Origin of the sequence: Candidatus Jettenia sp. AMX1, assembly GCF_030263775.1 — a bacterium.
Lineage (GTDB): Bacteria > Planctomycetota > Brocadiia > Brocadiales > Brocadiaceae > Jettenia > Jettenia caeni.
Map to the genome: position 1 here is coordinate 1 of NZ_SZPP01000020.1, position 17,493 is coordinate 17,493.

Below are 17,493 nucleotides of genomic sequence, written 5' to 3' on the forward strand. Positions count from 1 at the left end.
TTGTTTTGAGATACCCTTATTAACCAAAGCTGGGAATAGCAAATCCTCTTCTTTGTCGTGATGACATTTATCGGCGAAGGTTTGCAGGAATTCAATTACTCCATGAAGCGTTTTCAAGTCCACTACCTGGCCCGCTTCCAGCCGGTCTGCCAGCACTGGAACTACGCTGATCACTTTGGCAATAATAAGATGTTCGCCCTCAAGCATCTGGATTGGGTTGTTGCTCGTCATCCTTGATCTCCTTATTAGATAAATAAAATTTGATCATGGCCAGTCTCCGCAAGAAATGTGGTCAACCCCATACTCTTATCAACCTCATTTACAAGTTCGTCCCGGGATATATTTAACAAGCCCATAGAATTGGTGCAGACATAAAACTTCGCGCCCATAGCCTTCGCTTGGGTTAAAATTTCAGATATTTCCTGAATATGGCCTTTTTTCATATGATCTTCTAATAGTTTCCTGTGAATCTGTCCCTCTTCATTAAGTTGGAACACGGATTTTCCCTTTACCAGATATTGTAATGCCCAATAGGTAAAAAAACATCTTACCTCTCTGCCTAATGCCAGGGCTACAAGGACAATGGAAAACCCGTGATACATGCGGTCGTAAGAACCGCTATGAAATATTATCGACAAACCTTTCTTATCTGTTTCCATGTATTTTATTTGTTTCTTATAGTATCAGCCCAATCTAATAAAGGTACACCCGCCTTTCTCGCGGTAGTAAGTTTCTCGCTTAAAGTATCTATTTCTTTTTTATTTAATCTTTCAGAAAGTATCGACAGACCGTCACAGTTTGAGACATGGATCAGGAGTGCTCTTGCCGCCGAAACGGCCTGCTTTGCCTCTTCATCTGTCAGGCGATCCCTCTTTAACAGCTCGGCACAAGAACGTGCAGTAGCTATTACACCATCATGCTCCTTGAGTAACTGGTCTACATATTCACCCAACAGTACACGGAGTGCGGGATAAAGGGTCTCTTCTTCATATCGAAAATGTGGACCGACAACTACGTTTATCTTGCCAAGAATTGTCCTTGCCCTGACGACATCCTTTGATTGCAAGGCTTCCATTAATTCAAGCAATCCGTCCCTTACCTTTCTGTGGTCTTCCCTGAATTCTGCAATGGGATCTAGTTTTACCATCCTGATCATCCCCCTTTCTTAAATCCTTTTTACTTTCAATATTCAATTGATTATCAATAATGATAACTTTCCCTTCCACCACTTTGTTCCAAACATTTGGCAATACTCCTTCTTTTGCTCAAACTAGCCTGATCGGAATCATAGATTACCACAAAGAGTAATGGGATAAAAAGCACTCATATTTATAGAATCATACGGTTAAAACCTGTTTATTCATTATAACAATTTTCGTATGCAGACTTTAATACTTTTATTTCTTCTTCAGGAAGACCCTTCATCCACAAATATTCTTCCTGTTGCAACAATTCCTCAATTTTTTGTTCGTATTTTGTCTTTATCTCATCACTCTTTTGGGCAGCGGCCTTAATTATGGCAGGTAAAACCTGCATAATAATAGTGCTTTGCCACCTCGTACATGCCATGCCAGTGAGTATAATCAGGACCCATCATACTTGATCCATGTCGTGCCCTTCTGCTTTTTTAGCCAATTTTTAAGCCGAGTGTTAGCTTGAAGTTATAAATTCGTTATTTAATCGTTCAATATCTTCTTGCTGTAATTTCCAGCCGATCGCACCCAGGTTTTCCTTAAGGTGTTCAAGTTTTGTTGATTTCGTTATGGTAACAATCCCCCTCTTGGAAATTAACCAATTTATCGCAATTTGAGACTGCGTCCTGTTATATTTTTTAACCAGTTCATCTAAAATCCTTAAACCGGGTTTTGCAAGCTCACCTTTTGCAAGGGGTCTCCATGCGATAATGAGAATATTATTTTCCTGGCAATAGGGAATTATTTTAGATTCCATATTTTCCGTAACTCTACCTTTATCTCTCACAAGCAGGTTGTATTCAATTTGATTAGCAACGATTTTATTCTTGGTATATTTCTGAGCTTCTTTTATTTGTTCAACCGAAAAATTGCTTACCCCCATACACCGAATCAGTTTCTGTTCAACTAAAGAATCCATTGCCTTCATGGTTTCCTGTATGGGGATGTCCGGATTTGGTGCATGAATCAGATATAAATCAATATAATCCGTATTTAATCTTCTCAGACTTCCTTTTGCAGAAGCAAGGAGATCATCGCAGCTTAAATGCTCCGGTGAAACTTTCGAAGTGATAAATAGACTTTTTCTATCAAAACCACCGATTGCCCTTCCAACCAGTTCTTCTGTATGGCCTTCGGCATACGATTCAGCGATGTCAATATGTGTTATTCCAAGTTTGATTGCAGTTTTTATTGCAGAAATATCTTCTTTATCATACGTGGTATCTGCCTCATCCCCTCCACCAATAGTCCATGTCCCAAGACCTATAACGGATATTGTAATACTATCTGTCAGCTTCTTGAATTCCATGTTAGCCTCTCATTAAAATCGGATGGGGTGTTTCTCAATTACATCCTTCCATTTTGTAAATGTAATAACCGCTCTCTTTAATGGCCTTTTCAACATCCTCTGATGCCTCTTCCGTATGACAGAAGCGACATTCTTTCGTTGTAAGTGGTTGTCCCTCTTGTCCCACTCTTTTTAGGTATTCATGACCATATTGAAGGACCTTTTCATGGGGCTGATCCCCTGGAACGATAATATCAAAATGCATTGTCACCCCGTTTTTCTTTACGACATAGGTATCATAGACGGCTACTCTCATAGATTTCCCTTTCTTCTTTAATATGATCTAACATTTCATTAACACGACCGAACGAATGTGGATCACCCAAAGGGTTGCTTATCCGTTATGGATAATTGGTGAACCATTATTACAAGGATTGCCAAGGGAAGCATATAATAGTTTATAACATTTGATACCTAAGTTCTCGTTTCATCTGAGAAAGAAGCTTAATTACAGATTTATTTTACTGTTTTACAATTGATCGGTGCAAGCTATTACATACTCCCCTTAGTAATATGCCCTGGTTATCATTCTTTTTAACTATCGATAGTGACCTATCTTTTTTTCGCCAGAGTTATTCTTTCCTTTTACAGGTACAATTACCAGATTCTTTGCCACATCCACTGCAAACGCCATTCTCAATAGGCTTGCCACATTTATTACATGGCGTACATCCGCAAACTTGGCACATATTTTCACCCCCTTTCTATTTTATAAAAGGTCCGTTTTTATCTCATTTGCTCATATTTCATCACCTCCCTTATTATCATACAAATTGCATTTCGTATCTCAAGGCTTTTAAAACTGGTACTCAAATCTCGGAAACCTGATTTATTTCACTATAAACAAGTTTCTTAAACACTTCAGTCTTGTCGGTGGGGTCGAGCATGAGCAAAACAAACATCAACCGCTCATAGCATTTAAGGAACCGATGGGCTTCGTTCCTCAACTCCAACCTACAAGACTGAAGTAGCTACTATTCAGTGTCCTATTACATTAAGATTTATATCCTCTGCGGGAAAGGAATCCGGAATAAGACCTTGCCCCTGCGTCATGAAAAGACCAGTTTGTATAACCGTACATTTGCCCGGGGTACCCTCAGGGACACCAAATTCTGTGGTCAATGGACCTTGTGCATGCGCGCTGAAGGAAAGGAATTTCAACTCCTGCCCAGGCTCAGTAGCTCCGACTACGAACCGGATCAAGTCCGGCAGGGGAGCACCCGGTGCAGTGTTGATGAAGACAACATGCAGGAATGTATCGGCTAAAGCCTGCCCCTCGCCGTTAAGTACATCAACAGGCCGGTGGCCAAACAGGGTAGCTTTATTCGCAATCTGATCAGAAACATCTCCTGCGAGATCTAATTCGACTACCCATACATTCGCATTTTTTGTATGGAGTAACACAGTAACTTCTGCACGACCATCTTTTAATCTGCGCTCGGTGACAGTTCCCGTTATTTTAGGTTCTTTTCCATCAGGATAGGCATCTACCAAACCTGCATAATCTATCCCTGTGAATAGAGCTGCCTTATCCTGAACGCCGTCGTTATCTTTATCAAAATCATTTGACCAGCCAATGAAGTTGGGGTCGGGAGGAACGAAGAGCAAACATCCGCTCGCGCCATCATCAATGCAAAAGGTTCCTTGTTGAGTTACAAAATCCTGGATTGGCCGTTGTATAGTTCTGCCTTGTACAAGTGTTGGAGTCGCAAGAACTACAAGCGCAAACAAAATTCCAAATAGAACAGTTGCACCTCGCCAATAATTCGAAACAATTCTCATAATATTATTCTCCGTTATAAAAATTGTTAACATTTATAATTATTCCAGATATAACTCCGATACATACTACTTTTCATTTCATGCACCTTTTACCACAAGAAATCTTGATTGTATTTCATATCATATTTTTACACCTCCTTCTTTGAAAAAGTATGAAAAAAACGAGTAGTGCGGCATTCAGCAATGGAACCCAGGAAAGCTGGCGTTCTATCTCAGATGCTTCCACAATAAAGAGATAGACTACCGGGAAACCCATAATGTCAGTAAGTGTCATTATCTTTCTATTTTCCCATAAATTAAAAAATTAAGGGCAATACAGATACCAGAAATTAAAATAAAGCGAGTGTATGAAGAAAATTCATAGTATGTTGTGATTACAGTTAGGAATAGATATCTATAAAAAAAATAAATGACCACGCATTCATTCAAACGAATGAGTCAAAAAGCGTGTCATGTCACACTTTAAGCGTGACATGTCATACCCTAAGTGTGTCATGTCACACTTTTTGATGCGCTTTTCATGGAAAAAAGGTAAATAAGGTTAGTGTTGTCCGATTAGGAAATTGCGTATGAAAATACAAAACGAACTTCTCTTTTTTACCTTGATTTTCCCTTCGATATTTACTACCCTTCTCATTAACGGCTCCCTTCCTGATGTTTATTTTTCCCTTAAACAAAGCAGTATTTTCATAATTTTTGGAGAATCTATAATCATTTCACCCCTTCGGGGTTGAATCGGTATGTTCGGTTTCATACTGAGGATACTCTATGTAGAACACATTATATCGTAATTTTATATTCCTTCTCAGTTACACTTTCTTGAACTCATGTAAGGCACATAATAATAAAGGAAGAACAATCTATGTCATCAAAAAAAAAGGAAAAAACAAAAAGAAAGACAAAAGAAGCTTCAATAACCCCTGACCACCGAATAGACAAAGTTATAGAAGGCCATGTTGAGGAAACCTCATCCTGGCGAATTTTTAAGATTATAGGTGAGTTTGTTAGTGGCTATGAATTCCTAAGAAATTATCCTTTGTCAGCCAGTATATTTGGTTCGGCTCGCCGCGGATTTAAAGATGAAATTTATAAAGAGGCAAGAAAATTAGGATATAAATTGGCCAAGGCTGGTTTTGCCGTAATTACGGGTGGAGGCCCGGGTGTAATGGAAGCGGCCAATCGAGGCGCATATGATGCAGGCGGCAAATCTGTCGGGATTAATATCCAATTAGCTGTTGAGCAAAAGACCAATCCATATGTCATAGAATCTATAGCAGTTAATCACTTTTTTATACGTAAATTAATGTTGTCATTTGCTTCAGAGGTCTATATTTTTTTCCCAGGGGGCTTTGGAACTCTCGATGAATTTTTTGAATTGATTACCCTGGTTCAAACAAAAAAGAGCAAACCAATTCCCATTATTTTAATAAACAGAGAATATTGGTCACCGCTTTTAGAGTGGATAGAAAATCAGATATACAAAAAAAATAATGCTATAAATCCGGAAGATATGCACATCTACCATTTAGTGAACACGGCAGATGAGGCTTTTCAGTTAATTCAGAATCTAACTAATAGTAAATAATAAATCTTTATTCTCTATTAATTAAGCCCTTGTCAAATGTCGATATTTAATGCGATGAGGTTGGTCGCCTGCAGCGCCGAGACGTTTCTTTCGATCTGCCTCGTATTCGGAATAATTTCCTTCAAACCAGATAACTTTACTATCACCCTCAAAAGCAAGAATGTGGGTAGCAATTCGATCCAGGAACCATCGGTCATGGCTAATTACCACGACACAGCCGGAGAAGTTTTCCAGGGCGTCTTCAAGGGCTCGCATAGTGTTTATATCAAGATCGTTCGTGGGTTCGTCCAACAGAAGCACATTGGCGCCATCGTTCAACATGCAGGCAAGGTGTACCCTGTTCCGTTCTCCCCCGGATAGGGCTCCCACCAGTTTTTGCTGGTCTGCCCCAAAAAAATTAAAACGCGCTACATAAGCACGGGAATTAACCTCTCTGCTGCCAAGCCGGATGGTATCCCGGCCTCCGGAAATTATCTCCCATACGGTCTTATTCGGATCGAGGGTTTCCCGGCTCTGGTCAACGTACGCAAGCTTAACCGACTCTCCCACTCGAATTGTGCCGGTATCCGGTTTCTCCTGACCAGTTATCATTCGGAATAGCGTAGTTTTCCCGGCACCATTAGGGCCGATAACTCCAATAATGCCTCCCCGCGGCAGAGAAAACGTCATCCCCTCCACCAAAATACAATCCCCGTATGCCTTGGAGATCCGGTCTGCCTCAATAACTAAATTACCCAATCTTGGGCCGGGTGGAATGTAGATCTCTAACTCCTTTATTCGTTTTTCATTTTGTTGTTCAAGAAGTACCTCATAAGAGTTAATACGCGCCTTTGATTTTGCATGTCTGCCTTTCGGCGTCATCCTGATCCATTCCAGCTCGCGCTGTAAAGTCTTCTGTCGTTCTGTTTCCTGCTTTTCTTCCTGCTGCAATCTCTTTTGCTTTTGCTCAAGCCACGACGTATAATTCCCCTTCCATGGAATTCCATACCCCCGGTCCAGCTCTAATATCCAACCGGCTACATTATCGAGAAAATAACGATCATGGGTTACCGCAATTACGGTTCCCTCATAATTTTGCAAATGATGCTCTAACCAGGCTACTGATTCGGCATCAAGGTGGTTCGTCGGTTCGTCTAAAAGCAGAATATCCGGCTTTTGTAATAATAACCGGCAAAGTGCAACACGGCGTCGTTCTCCTCCGGATAATACCTTTACCGGTGTGCTCCCTTCAGGGCAACGTAAGGCATCCATAGCCATTTCCAGACGAGAATCCAAATCCCACGCTCCCAGTGAATCAATTTTTTCCTGCACTTCCCCCTGCCGTTCTATCAGCTTATTCATATCTTCATCTGACATCGGCCTGGCAAATTGCTCGTTAATCTGGTTGTACTCATTATGAAGGTCTGCCAATTCCTGAACACCCTGCTCCACAATCTCACGCACCGTTTTTGTTCCATCCAGGAACGGTTCTTGTTCGAGAAATCCAACTGTGTAGCCTGCGGAAAGGGTTGCCTGTCCGTTAAAGTCATTATCTACTCCAGCAAGAATGCGCAAAAGAGAACTCTTTCCTGAACCATTTAAACCCAGCACACCAATTTTTGCGCCGTAAAAATACGAAAGGGAAATATCCTTCAACACGGGCTTCTTATCATAATATTTGCTTACCTTGAACATGGAATAGATAACTTTGTTTGGTTGATTACTCATGCAACTTGTCTCCGAAAAAATATTTTGAAAATACCTGTAATCATTGTTTCCTTATGAATCCCTCATCAGGAAAAAGCAAAAAGTCTTCAATATTTTCAAAGTGCCTATCATTTGCTTTCAGAAGATGATAGCACTACAGCATTATAAAAGCAATCACATTGGCAGAGAAATTTCAAAGATACCAAAAATATTTCAAATCCTCTGGCTACCGTATTCTAAAACCTTTGTATTATTCAATAAACTATATCAATAAGTTTTAATAAAATGGGTATTATAGTCTGTGGAATTAAAATACCCATTTATTATCATATCTACATGAAAAACCGTAAAAAATACCCCGATTTAATACAATTGGGACAAAATATTAGAAACTTAAGAAAACTGAAAAGGTTTACACAAGAAAGTTTAGCTTTTAAAACTGGTATTGATCGCTCATATATTGGAGGGATAGAGCGGGGTGAGCGTAATGTAAGTTTTTTAACACTGTCTACGATTGCTAAGTGTTTATCATGTGATATTGCTCAATTAACCAAAGGAATTCCATGTGACTGAAAAAGAACTACAAGAGCTTGAAGAACTACGAGAGCTTAAGAAGAGAATAACTGATTATTGCAACAAATTCGATATTCCTCGCAATTTCCTTTTTGCAATACTGGAAGATCAAAAAGTAACTCCGATGATACGTGGAAAAGCAATGGAATATAACGCTTTTTTGCTTTTAGATAAAAATTTACCTAAAAGTATATGGAGTGTACAAAAATTAAACTTGAATGCTCAACCTGGCGTTTATGACGAGGATATAAGCATAACTCATAGAAGAAGTGGAGTAATATTAAAAGTTGAAAGTAAAAGCGCTGTAAGAGGAAGTATTAGTGATGGTAGCCGATCAAGAATTCTTGATTGTTCACATTTTAAAGTTAAATGTCACAGGTCGAGAAGTAATATCAAACTTGCTGGAACAAGTAATGATAGATACGCTCTCGGTTGTTTCGATATTGTTTTAACTAATCCACTTAATGCAATTTTTGAAGGAAATACAATAGGAGAAACTTTTGAAATAATTAATGATATAAAAATAAAAGAAATGCTTTATAAACGATATAGTGTTGACAATGATGAAAACTTAATTAAAGCATGTTCAATCGATTGGCTATATTGCATTCCTGAGGATATCGCAGAAAATGGCTTTATTCCCCGTACTCCGTATGTTAAGTTGATAAACGATCCACATTGGAGGCCTATAAATGAAATAGAGAAAAGATTGACAGAAGTAGTAAAAATGAGACGTAATAATCTGCGACGAAGAAGTTAATTTGTAAATAACAACTTTTTTTGGTATACAGTTTTATAACCAAGGCCATGTGATGAATAATTTAAAATAAAGATCTCTTTACCTTTATAACGTGTGCCTTTACGAGGAATTTTTGTTCTTTGATCATCCGTGCGCTGAATGCAATAATTCCATTCTTTATCGTGAATTTCTTTCATCCAACTATATAATTCCTTAATCTCCGGTGAATTATCATAAGTTACAAAAATCAATAGGCGATGAGTATTTCTCTGCAAACATTTTTTAAGCCTGAAATGATCTGCCTTCGAGAATATGCAACTATAGAATTTATCTTGATCTGCATTGAAATAAGGTGGGTCAATAAATAAAAAAGCTCCATCAGGTGCTTTATCAATAATCTTTTCAAAATCTAGAGAAGTAAGCTGTACATTTTGAAGTTTGTAACTTGTACGATGGATATTGGCTGCCCAATTCTTAGGTTGCATTGAATATTTATCTCCGTATCCCCAATACATATTTTGAATATTCATTATACCACTGTAAGAAGTTCTGTTTAGATAAAACCAACGACCAGCTCTTTCAATGTCATCAACAGGATTAAATTCTTTTTTAAAGAAAAAATGAAGTTCTTTCGTTGCCGGAAGAGTGTCTCCTATATTTATATTCGTAATAAGATTTTGTGGGATACGACTTACTTCTGGAGGTTGTTTTGTTAAAAAAAGAATGAGTTTGTCTGGATAATCTCGTATTGCCTTATATACATTAATTAACTCTTTATCCAAATCATTTAATTGGTTATGCAGAACTTTTTTCTTTGCAAAAAAAATGCTTGCTCCACCTGCAAAAGGTTCTATGTAATGTTTATGTGGCGGTATATGTTGTAAAATTAGTTTTCTTGCGTAGAACTTACCACCTGCATATCTAAAAGGACTATTGATACATTTGTCGATCATATAAGGATTATAGTGATCATTTTGTTATGAATCAAAAGGATTTTTAAATTTCGGCGGAGAAAGAATATATGTAGTTATGATTAATAACCATACCCTAAAAAGCCTCTCCCCCAAAAACATCCTTGAAGCGTTTATTGAACGATTCGGGGGTAAAATGGAAATTTTGGGAGCCATATACTTCTACCGCATAAACAGCACAAACGGATCCTATTTTTGCAGCATGAATGATATCATCTTTTGATATTGCAAGCCCCTTAATAAGTCCAGCCCGGTAAGCATCACCAGCTCCGGTAGGATCGCATATCTCATGCGCTTTCGCTGCCGGAATATCAAAACTTTTTATTCCCGTATTTTCTTTCTGCATTACCACAGAACCAAACTCACCTTTTGTTACTATCAATATTTCAGTCTTCTCCAGGATGTCGTTAAGCGTCATGGAGGTTTTTTCCTGAGTTAACTGTAACTCATAATCGTTGCAAATAAATATCTTTGATCCTTGTATCATATCAATCAAAAGCTCTTTCTTCCAGGCGGGAAGGGACTGACCCGGATCAAAAATATAATTAACCTTCTTCTTTTTATAGAGTGTTGAAAGGCTTATCATATCGTCCAAATTCCCCGGCGCAACAATTGCAAGGGCTTTTTCAGATGCAAGAGAATCAAAATGAAAATCGGCGCTCCATTTCATTGCACCCGGATTAAATGCCGTTATCTGATTATCCGATTGATCAGTAGTTATATAGGCGCCCGCAGTTAGTTCTTCATCGATGATCTTAATATGGTTTGTGGAAATCTTATTCTTCGTTAACCAATTTCTATAAGGATCAAAATCACGTCCAGCCGTAGCTATTATGGTTGGGTTTTCATCAAGAAGCGAGAGGGCGTAAGCAATATTACCTGCAGTTCCTCCAAAATTTTCACTTAAACCATTTATCATAAAACATACATTTAATACGTGTACCTTATCGGGAAGTATATGGTCAGAGAATTTTCCCGGAAAGTCCATAATCCTGTCATAAGCCAATGAGCCAGAAACAAGAATATTCATTTTCACTCCTTCTCTCATGAATAGGTGTGTATAAAGAATAACGTTCTACAGTGGGCACTGTTACTATCATAGAATAGAAAAACTACAATCAAAAGAAAAAAATCTAAAAACTTGCATCACGAAGCAATTCATGTAAACCTTTATCGAGTTTATTAAAGTATTCCAGGATATACTTCTTCGCCTCTCAATATCTTCCCCATGACCATGAAATATAGCTGCCCGTCACCACCTATAACAGATGTTTCGTTTGAAATAGGTGGCGTACCCGTGTGATACTGTTGTTGTTTCTCTCTATCGGTACATTTGAGGGCTTCCCGTATGCTCTTTGGAATTTCTTCTCTTTCCAGGTTAATTTCGCTTCGTGCAACAAGTACCTGCACACCTGTTTCTGTGCATGCTTCTTCCTATCATCTGTATTCTGTATGAGGAAAAATTGATATTAGAATTAAGAGGCAAAGAATAAAAGATGGTAAGGTGTTTAAATGTGATATTATTTTGGAGGAAGTGAATTTGTTTTGTAATTCAAGGATTAATTAGGCCTTCAGCGACTTTTCAATCGTAAAGACGTGTAGTGGCAAGGCGCGCCTTGCCACTACAGAATCGCTTTGAAATTCCTCTACATTAAATTGGTTTGATATACTAACCTTTTGGTAAATTCTTTATTATCCGCTCAATTTCTTCTCTGCCTAAAGACTCCTCTTTTATAAGGGTTTCTGCCAAATTAACCAGGGTGCTTTTATTATTCCTCAGTATTTCTTCCGCTCTCATTTCAGCATCAACAATTAACTTTTGTATTTCCTGGTCCATAAGCCATGCCATATCCTCGCTGTATCGTTTCGGTTGTGCAAGCTCTCTCCCTAAAAAAGGATGTTCTTCTCCCCTTCCAAGATTGAGAGGCCCCACCTTATCACTCATCCCCCATTGTGCAACCATTTTCTCAGCAAGGGTAGTTGCCTCCTTGAGGTCATTCTGCGCCCCGGTGCTAACATCATTAAAATTAAGCTTCTCAGCAACTCTACCAGCAAGGGCTACGGCAAGTTTGTTCATAAGGTAATTCTTAGGATAAAAATGTCTATCCTCTTCTGGTAAAAGTTGCGTAACCCCCATAGCCATTCCCCGAGGTACAATACTAACCTTATGGATAGGATCTGTACCCGGAAGCATGCGGGCAACAAGGGCATGTCCAGACTCGTGATAAGCTGTTATCCGTTTCTCCAGATCACTAATAGTTTCCTCCCTTATAGTTCCCATAAGGACCTTATCACGCGCTTCATCGAAGTCACTCTGATCAATGACATCTTTCTTTTTTCGAATTGCAATTAATGCAGCTTCATTTGCAAGATTTTCGAGGTCAGCGCCTGTCATGCCAGGGGTCCCTTTCGCTATGCTTTCAAGGTTGATGTCTTCCTTCAATTTTTTATTCCTGACATGTATTTCAAGAATTGCTTTTCGTTCTTTCCATCCGGGCTTATCCAGCACAACTTGCCTGTCAAACCTTCCTGGTCTGAGAAGCGCCGGATCAAGCACATCAGGCCTGTTGGTCGCCGCCATTACAACAACTTCTTCGTTTGGATGAAATCCATCCATTTCAGCTAAAAGCTGATTAAGCGTTTGCTCCCTTTCATCATGTCCCCCGCCCAGACCTGCACCTCGTGTGCGCCCAACAGCATCAATTTCATCAATAAAGATTATGCTGGGGTGAGATGCCTTAGCCTTCCGGAACATATCCCTGACACGCGAGGCCCCTACACCTACAAACATCTCAATAAATTCTGATGCATTAATGCTATAGAAAGGGACGCCAGCCTCTCCTGCCGTTGCACGCGCAAGAAGTGTTTTCCCGGTTCCCGGAGCACCGATAAGGAGCATACCTTTGGGCACTTTGGCACCGATTCTCTTAAATACACCAGGGTCTTTAAGAAATTCTATCGCCTCTTTCAATTCCTGTTTTACATTGTCCATACCAGCTACATCCTTGAAAGTAATGCGCGGTTTTTTCACATCGTAGAGTATCGCCTTGCTTTGCCCGAAGGAAAAAAGTCCTCCAGGTCCTCCCTCTATTTGCTGGGCTCGTCTCATCATGATCATCCATATACCGATAATAAACATCCACGGAAGTAGCCCGACAAGGAACTGCCAGAAAACGGATCGTTCTTCGGGTGGTTCCACATGTATTATCACATTTTTCTCTTTCAGTTTTTCAATAAGCTCCTCTCCTTGAAAAACAGGTAAAAATGTTTGAAAATTTTTTACTGAAACAGGTTCCTTTTCATCCGGGAGCGGAAGGGTTACTTCTTTGCGAAATTCCCCCTTTATGTGCAAATTCTTCATGGAAACAGAATCGATGTTATCAGCATCGAGCTGTTCAATGAATTGACTATAGCTTATGATACGCTGATTGAGGGTTTGTTGAGGATAGAAGGATTGCCATCCGTATATGAGTCCATAAAAAAAAATAATAAAAAGCCCCAAGCTTACGAATACTCTCCACTGTGAGCCCTTGGAGTTGTCTCTTTGCTTTTTTTCCATATAGTAAAGATTATTTTTTGCGGTAGACGTTTAAACCGATTTTTTCTTCACGGTTCGGTATGGTGACGTTTCCTTCCGTTGATGCAACAATAATATTTTTTCCTGATGAAGAAGGACCAAATTCCTTTGATAAGTCTATCTTTATATTGAGTATAGCTCCCTCGACAGAAAATTCCACGTTTTTCATGTATACGCCCTCGCTTTCTTAAATGTTAATTTGCTAATCATAAAAGAGGCAATACTTTTACTTATTATCAAGCATCTCTGTTAAGAATATATACCATGTTCCTGAAACAGTCAATGAGAAACTCATCCACAAAATAATGTAATAGCGATAAATACACTGTATCAAACAGGCTTAGTTTTGTATGGATAAAGGGATATGTGGGGTTCAACAATGTTTCATTAACATAATGTATAGGCATTTCAATTCTTTAGGAGACTATCCCCGCGCATGTATTCAGGCGGGGGAAGCAAGGCTAAAGCCTTGCCCTACATCAACTCTGTTTTTTATGAGGTGCTGCCAAAAGCAGCTTCATTTAACTGGGCATGATAATTTGGGAAAGATCAGCTATTTTTTTCGAATATAACTCGTTAATCTCCCTGAGGAGCAGCAGTCTGTTATTACGCACTCTTTCGTCTTCAACATTCACAAACACCTTATCAAAGAAGGCATGAACAGGTTTAGCAAAGATATTACAATACGTCTCAGAGGCTTCCTCGTATTTTTTTTCATCTATCCGTTTTCTGATATCTGCTTCAGCTTTTTTATACATATCCCATAAAGTATATTCCTCGGCATCCCGAAACAAATTCTCATTTACCGACCCGGTGGTATTTGCCTTTTTACCAATGTTGAATGTCCTTTCTACCACGGTAACTAATTCAGGCCACCATTTTTCCCGAGATATATTTGCTATAGCCTTTAACCTTTGTAAAAAGTTATAAATATCATCAAATTCTATCCCTGCATTCAAGGCAGCATTTACCAAATCATAACGATATCCTCTTTCTATGTTTATCTGGAATAATCTATCCTTAAAAAATCCCTTTATATCAGGAACTAATTTCTCGTGTAGTATATAATCGCTATCTGCTTTTGTGAACAAAGGAAGTAATGATAAAGACCGATGAAGGACATCCTTAAGTTCTAAGGTAAACCCATGTTCTTCCAAAATACGGATAATACCGTAGGCATGTCTTCTTAAGGAATAAGGATCTTGTGAGCCTGTTGGAATCAAACCCAGGGCAAAACAACTCGATATGGTATCAAACTTATCAGATAAACCTACAACTGCGCCAATCTTTGATGCAGGGATATTGTCTGTAGCATAACGAGGCATATAATGCTCTGCAATTGCTAAAGCAACAGCAGGTTCTTCACCATCCCACCCGGCATACTCCTTCCCCATAATTCCTTGCAGCGATGGGAATTCAGATACCATTTGTGTTAAAAGATCTGCCTTACACAAGAACGCAGCCCGTTTCACTAACGCAGCATCTTCTATCGTTAACACATTAACATTAATTAATGTATGAGCAATGCAACTGGAAAGTTCCATGATCCTGTTTGTTCTATCATAGTAACTCCCTAATTTCTCAAGGAAAGAAAGGTTTTTTAAATCTTCTACCCGCTTTTCAAGTTGAATTTTTTTATCCTCTTTCCAGAAGAACCTGGCATCTGAAAGACGCGCTTTCAACACACGTTCATTCCCGCGAATAGTAGTATGAGCGCTGCTCTCACTGCGATTGAGTACCGCTATAAATTTTGCGAGTAATTTCCCATCTCTTTTTTTTACGGGAAAATACCTCTGATGCTCTTCCATCGCTGTTTCTATAACATCGGCTGGAATATCAAGGAATTCTTCATCAAAACTGCATTCTATGGCATTGGGGTATTCTATAAGGTTCGTTACCTCATCCAACAAATCGTCATTATCAATACTTGCATCATACGGCGACATAAGCTGTGTTATTTTTGTTTGCACTGCCTCACGACGCTCTGTAACATCAACAACAACCTTTTCCTGCTTCAGTAACTGTCTGTATAAATTACCATCCGCTTTTGGCACTTCAATTTTCTTCCCCGATAAAAAAGGATGCCCAAAGGTATATTTATTAGCCTTAATTCCATCGATTTCCACAGGAACAACCTTATCCCCAAAGATCGCAAGAAGCGAACGTATGGGACGGGCAAAAAACAGATGATTCCCTTTCCATTTCATGGATTTAGGAAATGAAATACCATTGATAATTTCACCCAAAATATCCGGTAAGAGGTATAACGTCTCCTGGCCTTCTATTTTTTTTGTTGCAAAACAATACTCACCTTTGGAGATTTTTTTTATGTGAAGGTTATGGGTATCTATACCTTGTGATTTGGCAAAACCTATGCCTGCCTTTGTAGGATTTCCTGCCTTATCAAACGCAATTGCTGCGGAGGGCCCCAGAACTTCTTCTGTAACACTTTCCTGCTTTTGTGGTAAACCCTCTACAAACAAGGCCAATCTTCTGGGCGTGCCCGTACAATAAACAGAGCGTATTTCTAAACGATATTTTTTTGCCCGTTCTGTAAATAAGGCTCCCATCTGATTTAGCGCCGGAATAATATAACCGGCAGGAATCTCTTCAGTACCAATCTCAAAAAGTAGATCATCGGTCATGTTAGAATTATACTCGTATATGTTTCTTATGAATATCCCTTAAAATATCGCAGGCATCATCCATCAATTTAGAGATGCACATCCTGACAAAGACATACACATCATGATGCATGCCTAACCCTCTTTGCTTTAATCTTTTCCCGCGATGTATCTTACCATCGCTCAGAATAAACACAAGATATTAATCTGTTCAATATTTGATTTCAACAAAAAAATGCAGGATCAGTAGAGATATATACTCCTTGACATTGATTCCTTCCTTACGTAAAATCCGTACAAATATTTTCGGCAGTAATAATATGGAAAAATTTCCTTAAAAATATATTTATAGAGTATACGGTACGATGTCCAGAAAATATATATCAACCCTAAAGAGTGGTGAGACGGTAGAAGAGGTATTTCTTGTATTGAAGAAGGAGGTAAGAGAGACACGGGAAAAAAAACCGTATCTTAATTTACAATTGGCGGACAAGTCCGGCTTTATTGAAGCAAGAAAATGGGATGCAGCACGTCAACTTTGTGATAGCTTCCATAAGGATGAATTTATAAAAATAAAAGGTGTTGTAGAGACCTTTAATAATACCTTGCAAATCCGAATTAACGAACTCTGTCCTGTTGCCGAAATGCAAGTTACCATGGGGGAGTTTATCCCTAGCACTGAAAAAGATATACCAGGTATGATGAACGAGCTCAAACAAGTCATCAAAACGATTCAAGATACGTATCTTTCGAGGCTATTAAATGCCCTTTTTTCAGATGAGTCCTTTTGCAAAATATTTTCCACAGTACCCGCTGCCATGCAAAACCATCATGCATTTTTAGGCGGCTTATTGGAACACACCCTCTCTGTCACTAAACTGGCAATCAGCTTCTCAAACCATTATCCTGAAATAAAAAGGGATTTATTAATTACCGGGGTCATTTTGCACGATATTGGGAAAACACGGGAATTATCCTGTGAACGCAGTTTCCAATATACCGATGAAGGACAGCTTACAGGACACCTCGCATCAGGCATTGTTATAATCTATGAAAAAGCTCTCAAAATAGAAAACTTTCCACCCGATCTGCTCAATATCCTTTTTCATCTTGTCTTAAGCCATCACGGTGAGTATGAATGGGGATCGCCAGTGAAACCCGGTATCCCTGAGGCTATTGCACTCCACCACCTGGATAACCTAGATGCAAAGATACAAGCTGCAACAAGGGCAATAGTCGAGCATAAAGACACCAATAGCCTGTGGACAGATTACGTTAAAATGTTTGAACGCAGGCTTTACAAAAAGTAGCTTTTCCAGAGAATTTATCTTTAAAAAAGGATGAAATTGTGGCAATATGGATACAGAAAACTGAAGTCTACGCCAGATATCTTGAAAACTTACAGAAATAGAATT

At 39.0% G+C, this 17,493-nt stretch carries 19 protein-coding genes; 4 read left to right on the forward strand and 15 right to left on the reverse strand.

Going from position 1 to position 17,493, the window contains the following annotated elements; translation table 11 throughout:
* The 7 genes from FBQ94_RS07595 to FBQ94_RS07625 form a co-directional block, all read right to left on the reverse strand.
* The coding region (locus FBQ94_RS07595; protein WP_285442078.1) for a hemerythrin domain-containing protein at positions 1-231 on the reverse strand (231 nt) is incomplete at its 3' end.
* A 14-nt stretch (positions 232-245) separates the two neighbouring features.
* Complete coding sequence (locus tag FBQ94_RS07600) at positions 246-659, reverse strand: DsrE/DsrF/DrsH-like family protein (RefSeq protein WP_007221199.1); 414 nt, start codon at positions 657-659, stop codon at positions 246-248.
* Between the two features lie 5 nt (positions 660-664).
* Entirely contained in the window at positions 665-1,147 is a 483-nt protein-coding gene (locus FBQ94_RS07605; RefSeq protein ID WP_285442079.1) for a hemerythrin domain-containing protein, read from the reverse strand.
* A 209-nt stretch (positions 1,148-1,356) separates the two neighbouring features.
* Positions 1,357-1,536: a hypothetical protein gene (locus FBQ94_RS07610; protein WP_007221197.1), complete on the reverse strand. Its 180-nt coding sequence runs from the start codon at positions 1,534-1,536 to the stop codon at positions 1,357-1,359.
* A 114-nt stretch (positions 1,537-1,650) separates the two neighbouring features.
* A complete protein-coding gene (locus FBQ94_RS07615) occupies positions 1,651-2,502 on the reverse strand; it encodes an aldo/keto reductase (protein WP_007221196.1) in 852 nt (283 codons plus the stop codon).
* 34 nt (positions 2,503-2,536) lie between these two features.
* A complete protein-coding gene (locus tag FBQ94_RS07620) occupies positions 2,537-2,797 on the reverse strand; it encodes a DUF2024 family protein (protein ID WP_007221195.1) in 261 nt (86 codons plus the stop codon).
* Between the two features lie 722 nt (positions 2,798-3,519).
* A complete protein-coding gene (locus FBQ94_RS07625) occupies positions 3,520-4,323 on the reverse strand; it encodes a hypothetical protein (RefSeq protein WP_040543606.1) in 804 nt (267 codons plus the stop codon).
* Positions 4,324-5,185: 862 nt separating this feature from the next.
* On the opposite strand from FBQ94_RS07625, the gene FBQ94_RS07630 reads away from it, so the two are divergent.
* Positions 5,186-5,908, forward strand: coding sequence for an LOG family protein (locus FBQ94_RS07630; protein ID WP_007221191.1), 723 nt, complete (start codon positions 5,186-5,188; stop codon positions 5,906-5,908).
* 21 nt (positions 5,909-5,929) lie between these two features.
* Here FBQ94_RS07630 and ettA read toward each other — a convergent pair whose 3' ends face one another.
* Positions 5,930-7,615 carry an energy-dependent translational throttle protein EttA gene (ettA, locus tag FBQ94_RS07635; RefSeq protein WP_007221190.1) on the reverse strand — a complete coding sequence of 562 codons (1,686 nt, stop codon included), beginning with the start codon at positions 7,613-7,615 and terminating at the stop codon, positions 5,930-5,932.
* Between the two features lie 315 nt (positions 7,616-7,930).
* Between ettA and FBQ94_RS07640 the strand changes: the two genes are divergently transcribed.
* Entirely contained in the window at positions 7,931-8,167 is a 237-nt protein-coding gene (locus tag FBQ94_RS07640) for a helix-turn-helix domain-containing protein (protein WP_007221188.1), read from the forward strand.
* Positions 8,160-8,927 (forward strand): hypothetical protein, encoded by a 768-nt coding sequence (locus FBQ94_RS07645; RefSeq protein WP_007221187.1) that lies wholly within the window; start codon positions 8,160-8,162, stop codon positions 8,925-8,927. The genes FBQ94_RS07640 and FBQ94_RS07645 overlap by 8 nt, the downstream gene beginning before the upstream one ends.
* Here the strand turns inward: FBQ94_RS07645 and FBQ94_RS07650 are convergent.
* The 7 genes from FBQ94_RS07650 to FBQ94_RS07680 form a co-directional block, all read right to left on the reverse strand.
* Entirely contained in the window at positions 8,924-9,859 is a 936-nt protein-coding gene (locus FBQ94_RS07650) for a DNA adenine methylase (RefSeq protein ID WP_007221186.1), read from the reverse strand. The two genes, FBQ94_RS07645 and FBQ94_RS07650, sit on opposite strands and share 4 nt — an antisense overlap.
* A gap of 94 nt (positions 9,860-9,953) precedes the next feature.
* Positions 9,954-10,907, reverse strand: coding sequence for a carbohydrate kinase family protein (locus FBQ94_RS07655; RefSeq protein ID WP_007221185.1), 954 nt, complete (start codon positions 10,905-10,907; stop codon positions 9,954-9,956).
* Positions 10,908-11,059: 152 nt separating this feature from the next.
* Complete coding sequence (locus FBQ94_RS07660; protein WP_007221184.1) at positions 11,060-11,287, reverse strand: hypothetical protein; 228 nt, start codon at positions 11,285-11,287, stop codon at positions 11,060-11,062.
* Positions 11,288-11,546: 259 nt separating this feature from the next.
* On the reverse strand, positions 11,547-13,436 hold the full coding sequence (gene ftsH, locus FBQ94_RS07665) for an ATP-dependent zinc metalloprotease FtsH (RefSeq protein WP_040543602.1): 1,890 nt from the start codon (positions 13,434-13,436) through the stop codon (positions 11,547-11,549).
* Between the two features lie 10 nt (positions 13,437-13,446).
* Positions 13,447-13,623: a hypothetical protein gene (locus tag FBQ94_RS07670; protein WP_007221182.1), complete on the reverse strand. Its 177-nt coding sequence runs from the start codon at positions 13,621-13,623 to the stop codon at positions 13,447-13,449.
* A 352-nt stretch (positions 13,624-13,975) separates the two neighbouring features.
* Positions 13,976-16,099, reverse strand: a complete 2,124-nt coding sequence (gene glyS / locus FBQ94_RS07675) for a glycine--tRNA ligase subunit beta (protein ID WP_007221180.1) — start codon at positions 16,097-16,099, stop codon at positions 13,976-13,978.
* Positions 16,100-16,106: 7 nt separating this feature from the next.
* On the reverse strand, positions 16,107-16,274 hold the full coding sequence (locus tag FBQ94_RS07680) for a hypothetical protein (RefSeq protein WP_007221179.1): 168 nt from the start codon (positions 16,272-16,274) through the stop codon (positions 16,107-16,109).
* 169 nt (positions 16,275-16,443) lie between these two features.
* Here FBQ94_RS07680 and FBQ94_RS07685 point away from each other — a divergent pair, with 169 nt between their 5' ends.
* Positions 16,444-17,388, forward strand: coding sequence for a 3'-5' exoribonuclease YhaM family protein (locus FBQ94_RS07685; protein WP_007221178.1), 945 nt, complete (start codon positions 16,444-16,446; stop codon positions 17,386-17,388).
* Positions 17,389-17,493: the final 105 nt, after the last annotated feature.

What these genes read in the sequence shown, in the direction of transcription:
- FBQ94_RS07600 (WP_007221199.1), bottom strand. Translation starts at nt 659, where the DNA reads ATGGAAACAGATAAGAAAGGTTTGTCGATAATATTTCATAGCGGTTCT.
- FBQ94_RS07605 (WP_285442079.1), bottom strand. Translation starts at nt 1,147, where the DNA reads ATGGTAAAACTAGATCCCATTGCAGAATTCAGGGAAGACCACAGAAAG.
- FBQ94_RS07610 (WP_007221197.1), bottom strand. Translation starts at nt 1,536, where the DNA reads ATGCAGGTTTTACCTGCCATAATTAAGGCCGCTGCCCAAAAGAGTGAT.
- FBQ94_RS07615 (WP_007221196.1), bottom strand. Translation starts at nt 2,502, where the DNA reads ATGGAATTCAAGAAGCTGACAGATAGTATTACAATATCCGTTATAGGT.
- FBQ94_RS07620 (WP_007221195.1), bottom strand. Translation starts at nt 2,797, where the DNA reads ATGAGAGTAGCCGTCTATGATACCTATGTCGTAAAGAAAAACGGGGTG.
- FBQ94_RS07625 (WP_040543606.1), bottom strand. Translation starts at nt 4,323, where the DNA reads ATGAGAATTGTTTCGAATTATTGGCGAGGTGCAACTGTTCTATTTGGA.
- FBQ94_RS07630 (WP_007221191.1), top strand. Translation starts at nt 5,186, where the DNA reads ATGTCATCAAAAAAAAAGGAAAAAACAAAAAGAAAGACAAAAGAAGCT.
- ettA (WP_007221190.1), bottom strand. Translation starts at nt 7,615, where the DNA reads ATGAGTAATCAACCAAACAAAGTTATCTATTCCATGTTCAAGGTAAGC.
- FBQ94_RS07640 (WP_007221188.1), top strand. Translation starts at nt 7,931, where the DNA reads ATGAAAAACCGTAAAAAATACCCCGATTTAATACAATTGGGACAAAAT.
- FBQ94_RS07650 (WP_007221186.1), bottom strand. Translation starts at nt 9,859, where the DNA reads ATGATCGACAAATGTATCAATAGTCCTTTTAGATATGCAGGTGGTAAG.
- FBQ94_RS07655 (WP_007221185.1), bottom strand. Translation starts at nt 10,907, where the DNA reads ATGAATATTCTTGTTTCTGGCTCATTGGCTTATGACAGGATTATGGAC.
- ftsH (WP_040543602.1), bottom strand. Translation starts at nt 13,436, where the DNA reads ATGGAAAAAAAGCAAAGAGACAACTCCAAGGGCTCACAGTGGAGAGTA.
- FBQ94_RS07670 (WP_007221182.1), bottom strand. Translation starts at nt 13,623, where the DNA reads ATGAAAAACGTGGAATTTTCTGTCGAGGGAGCTATACTCAATATAAAG.
- glyS (WP_007221180.1), bottom strand. Translation starts at nt 16,099, where the DNA reads ATGACCGATGATCTACTTTTTGAGATTGGTACTGAAGAGATTCCTGCC.
- FBQ94_RS07685 (WP_007221178.1), top strand. Translation starts at nt 16,444, where the DNA reads ATGTCCAGAAAATATATATCAACCCTAAAGAGTGGTGAGACGGTAGAA.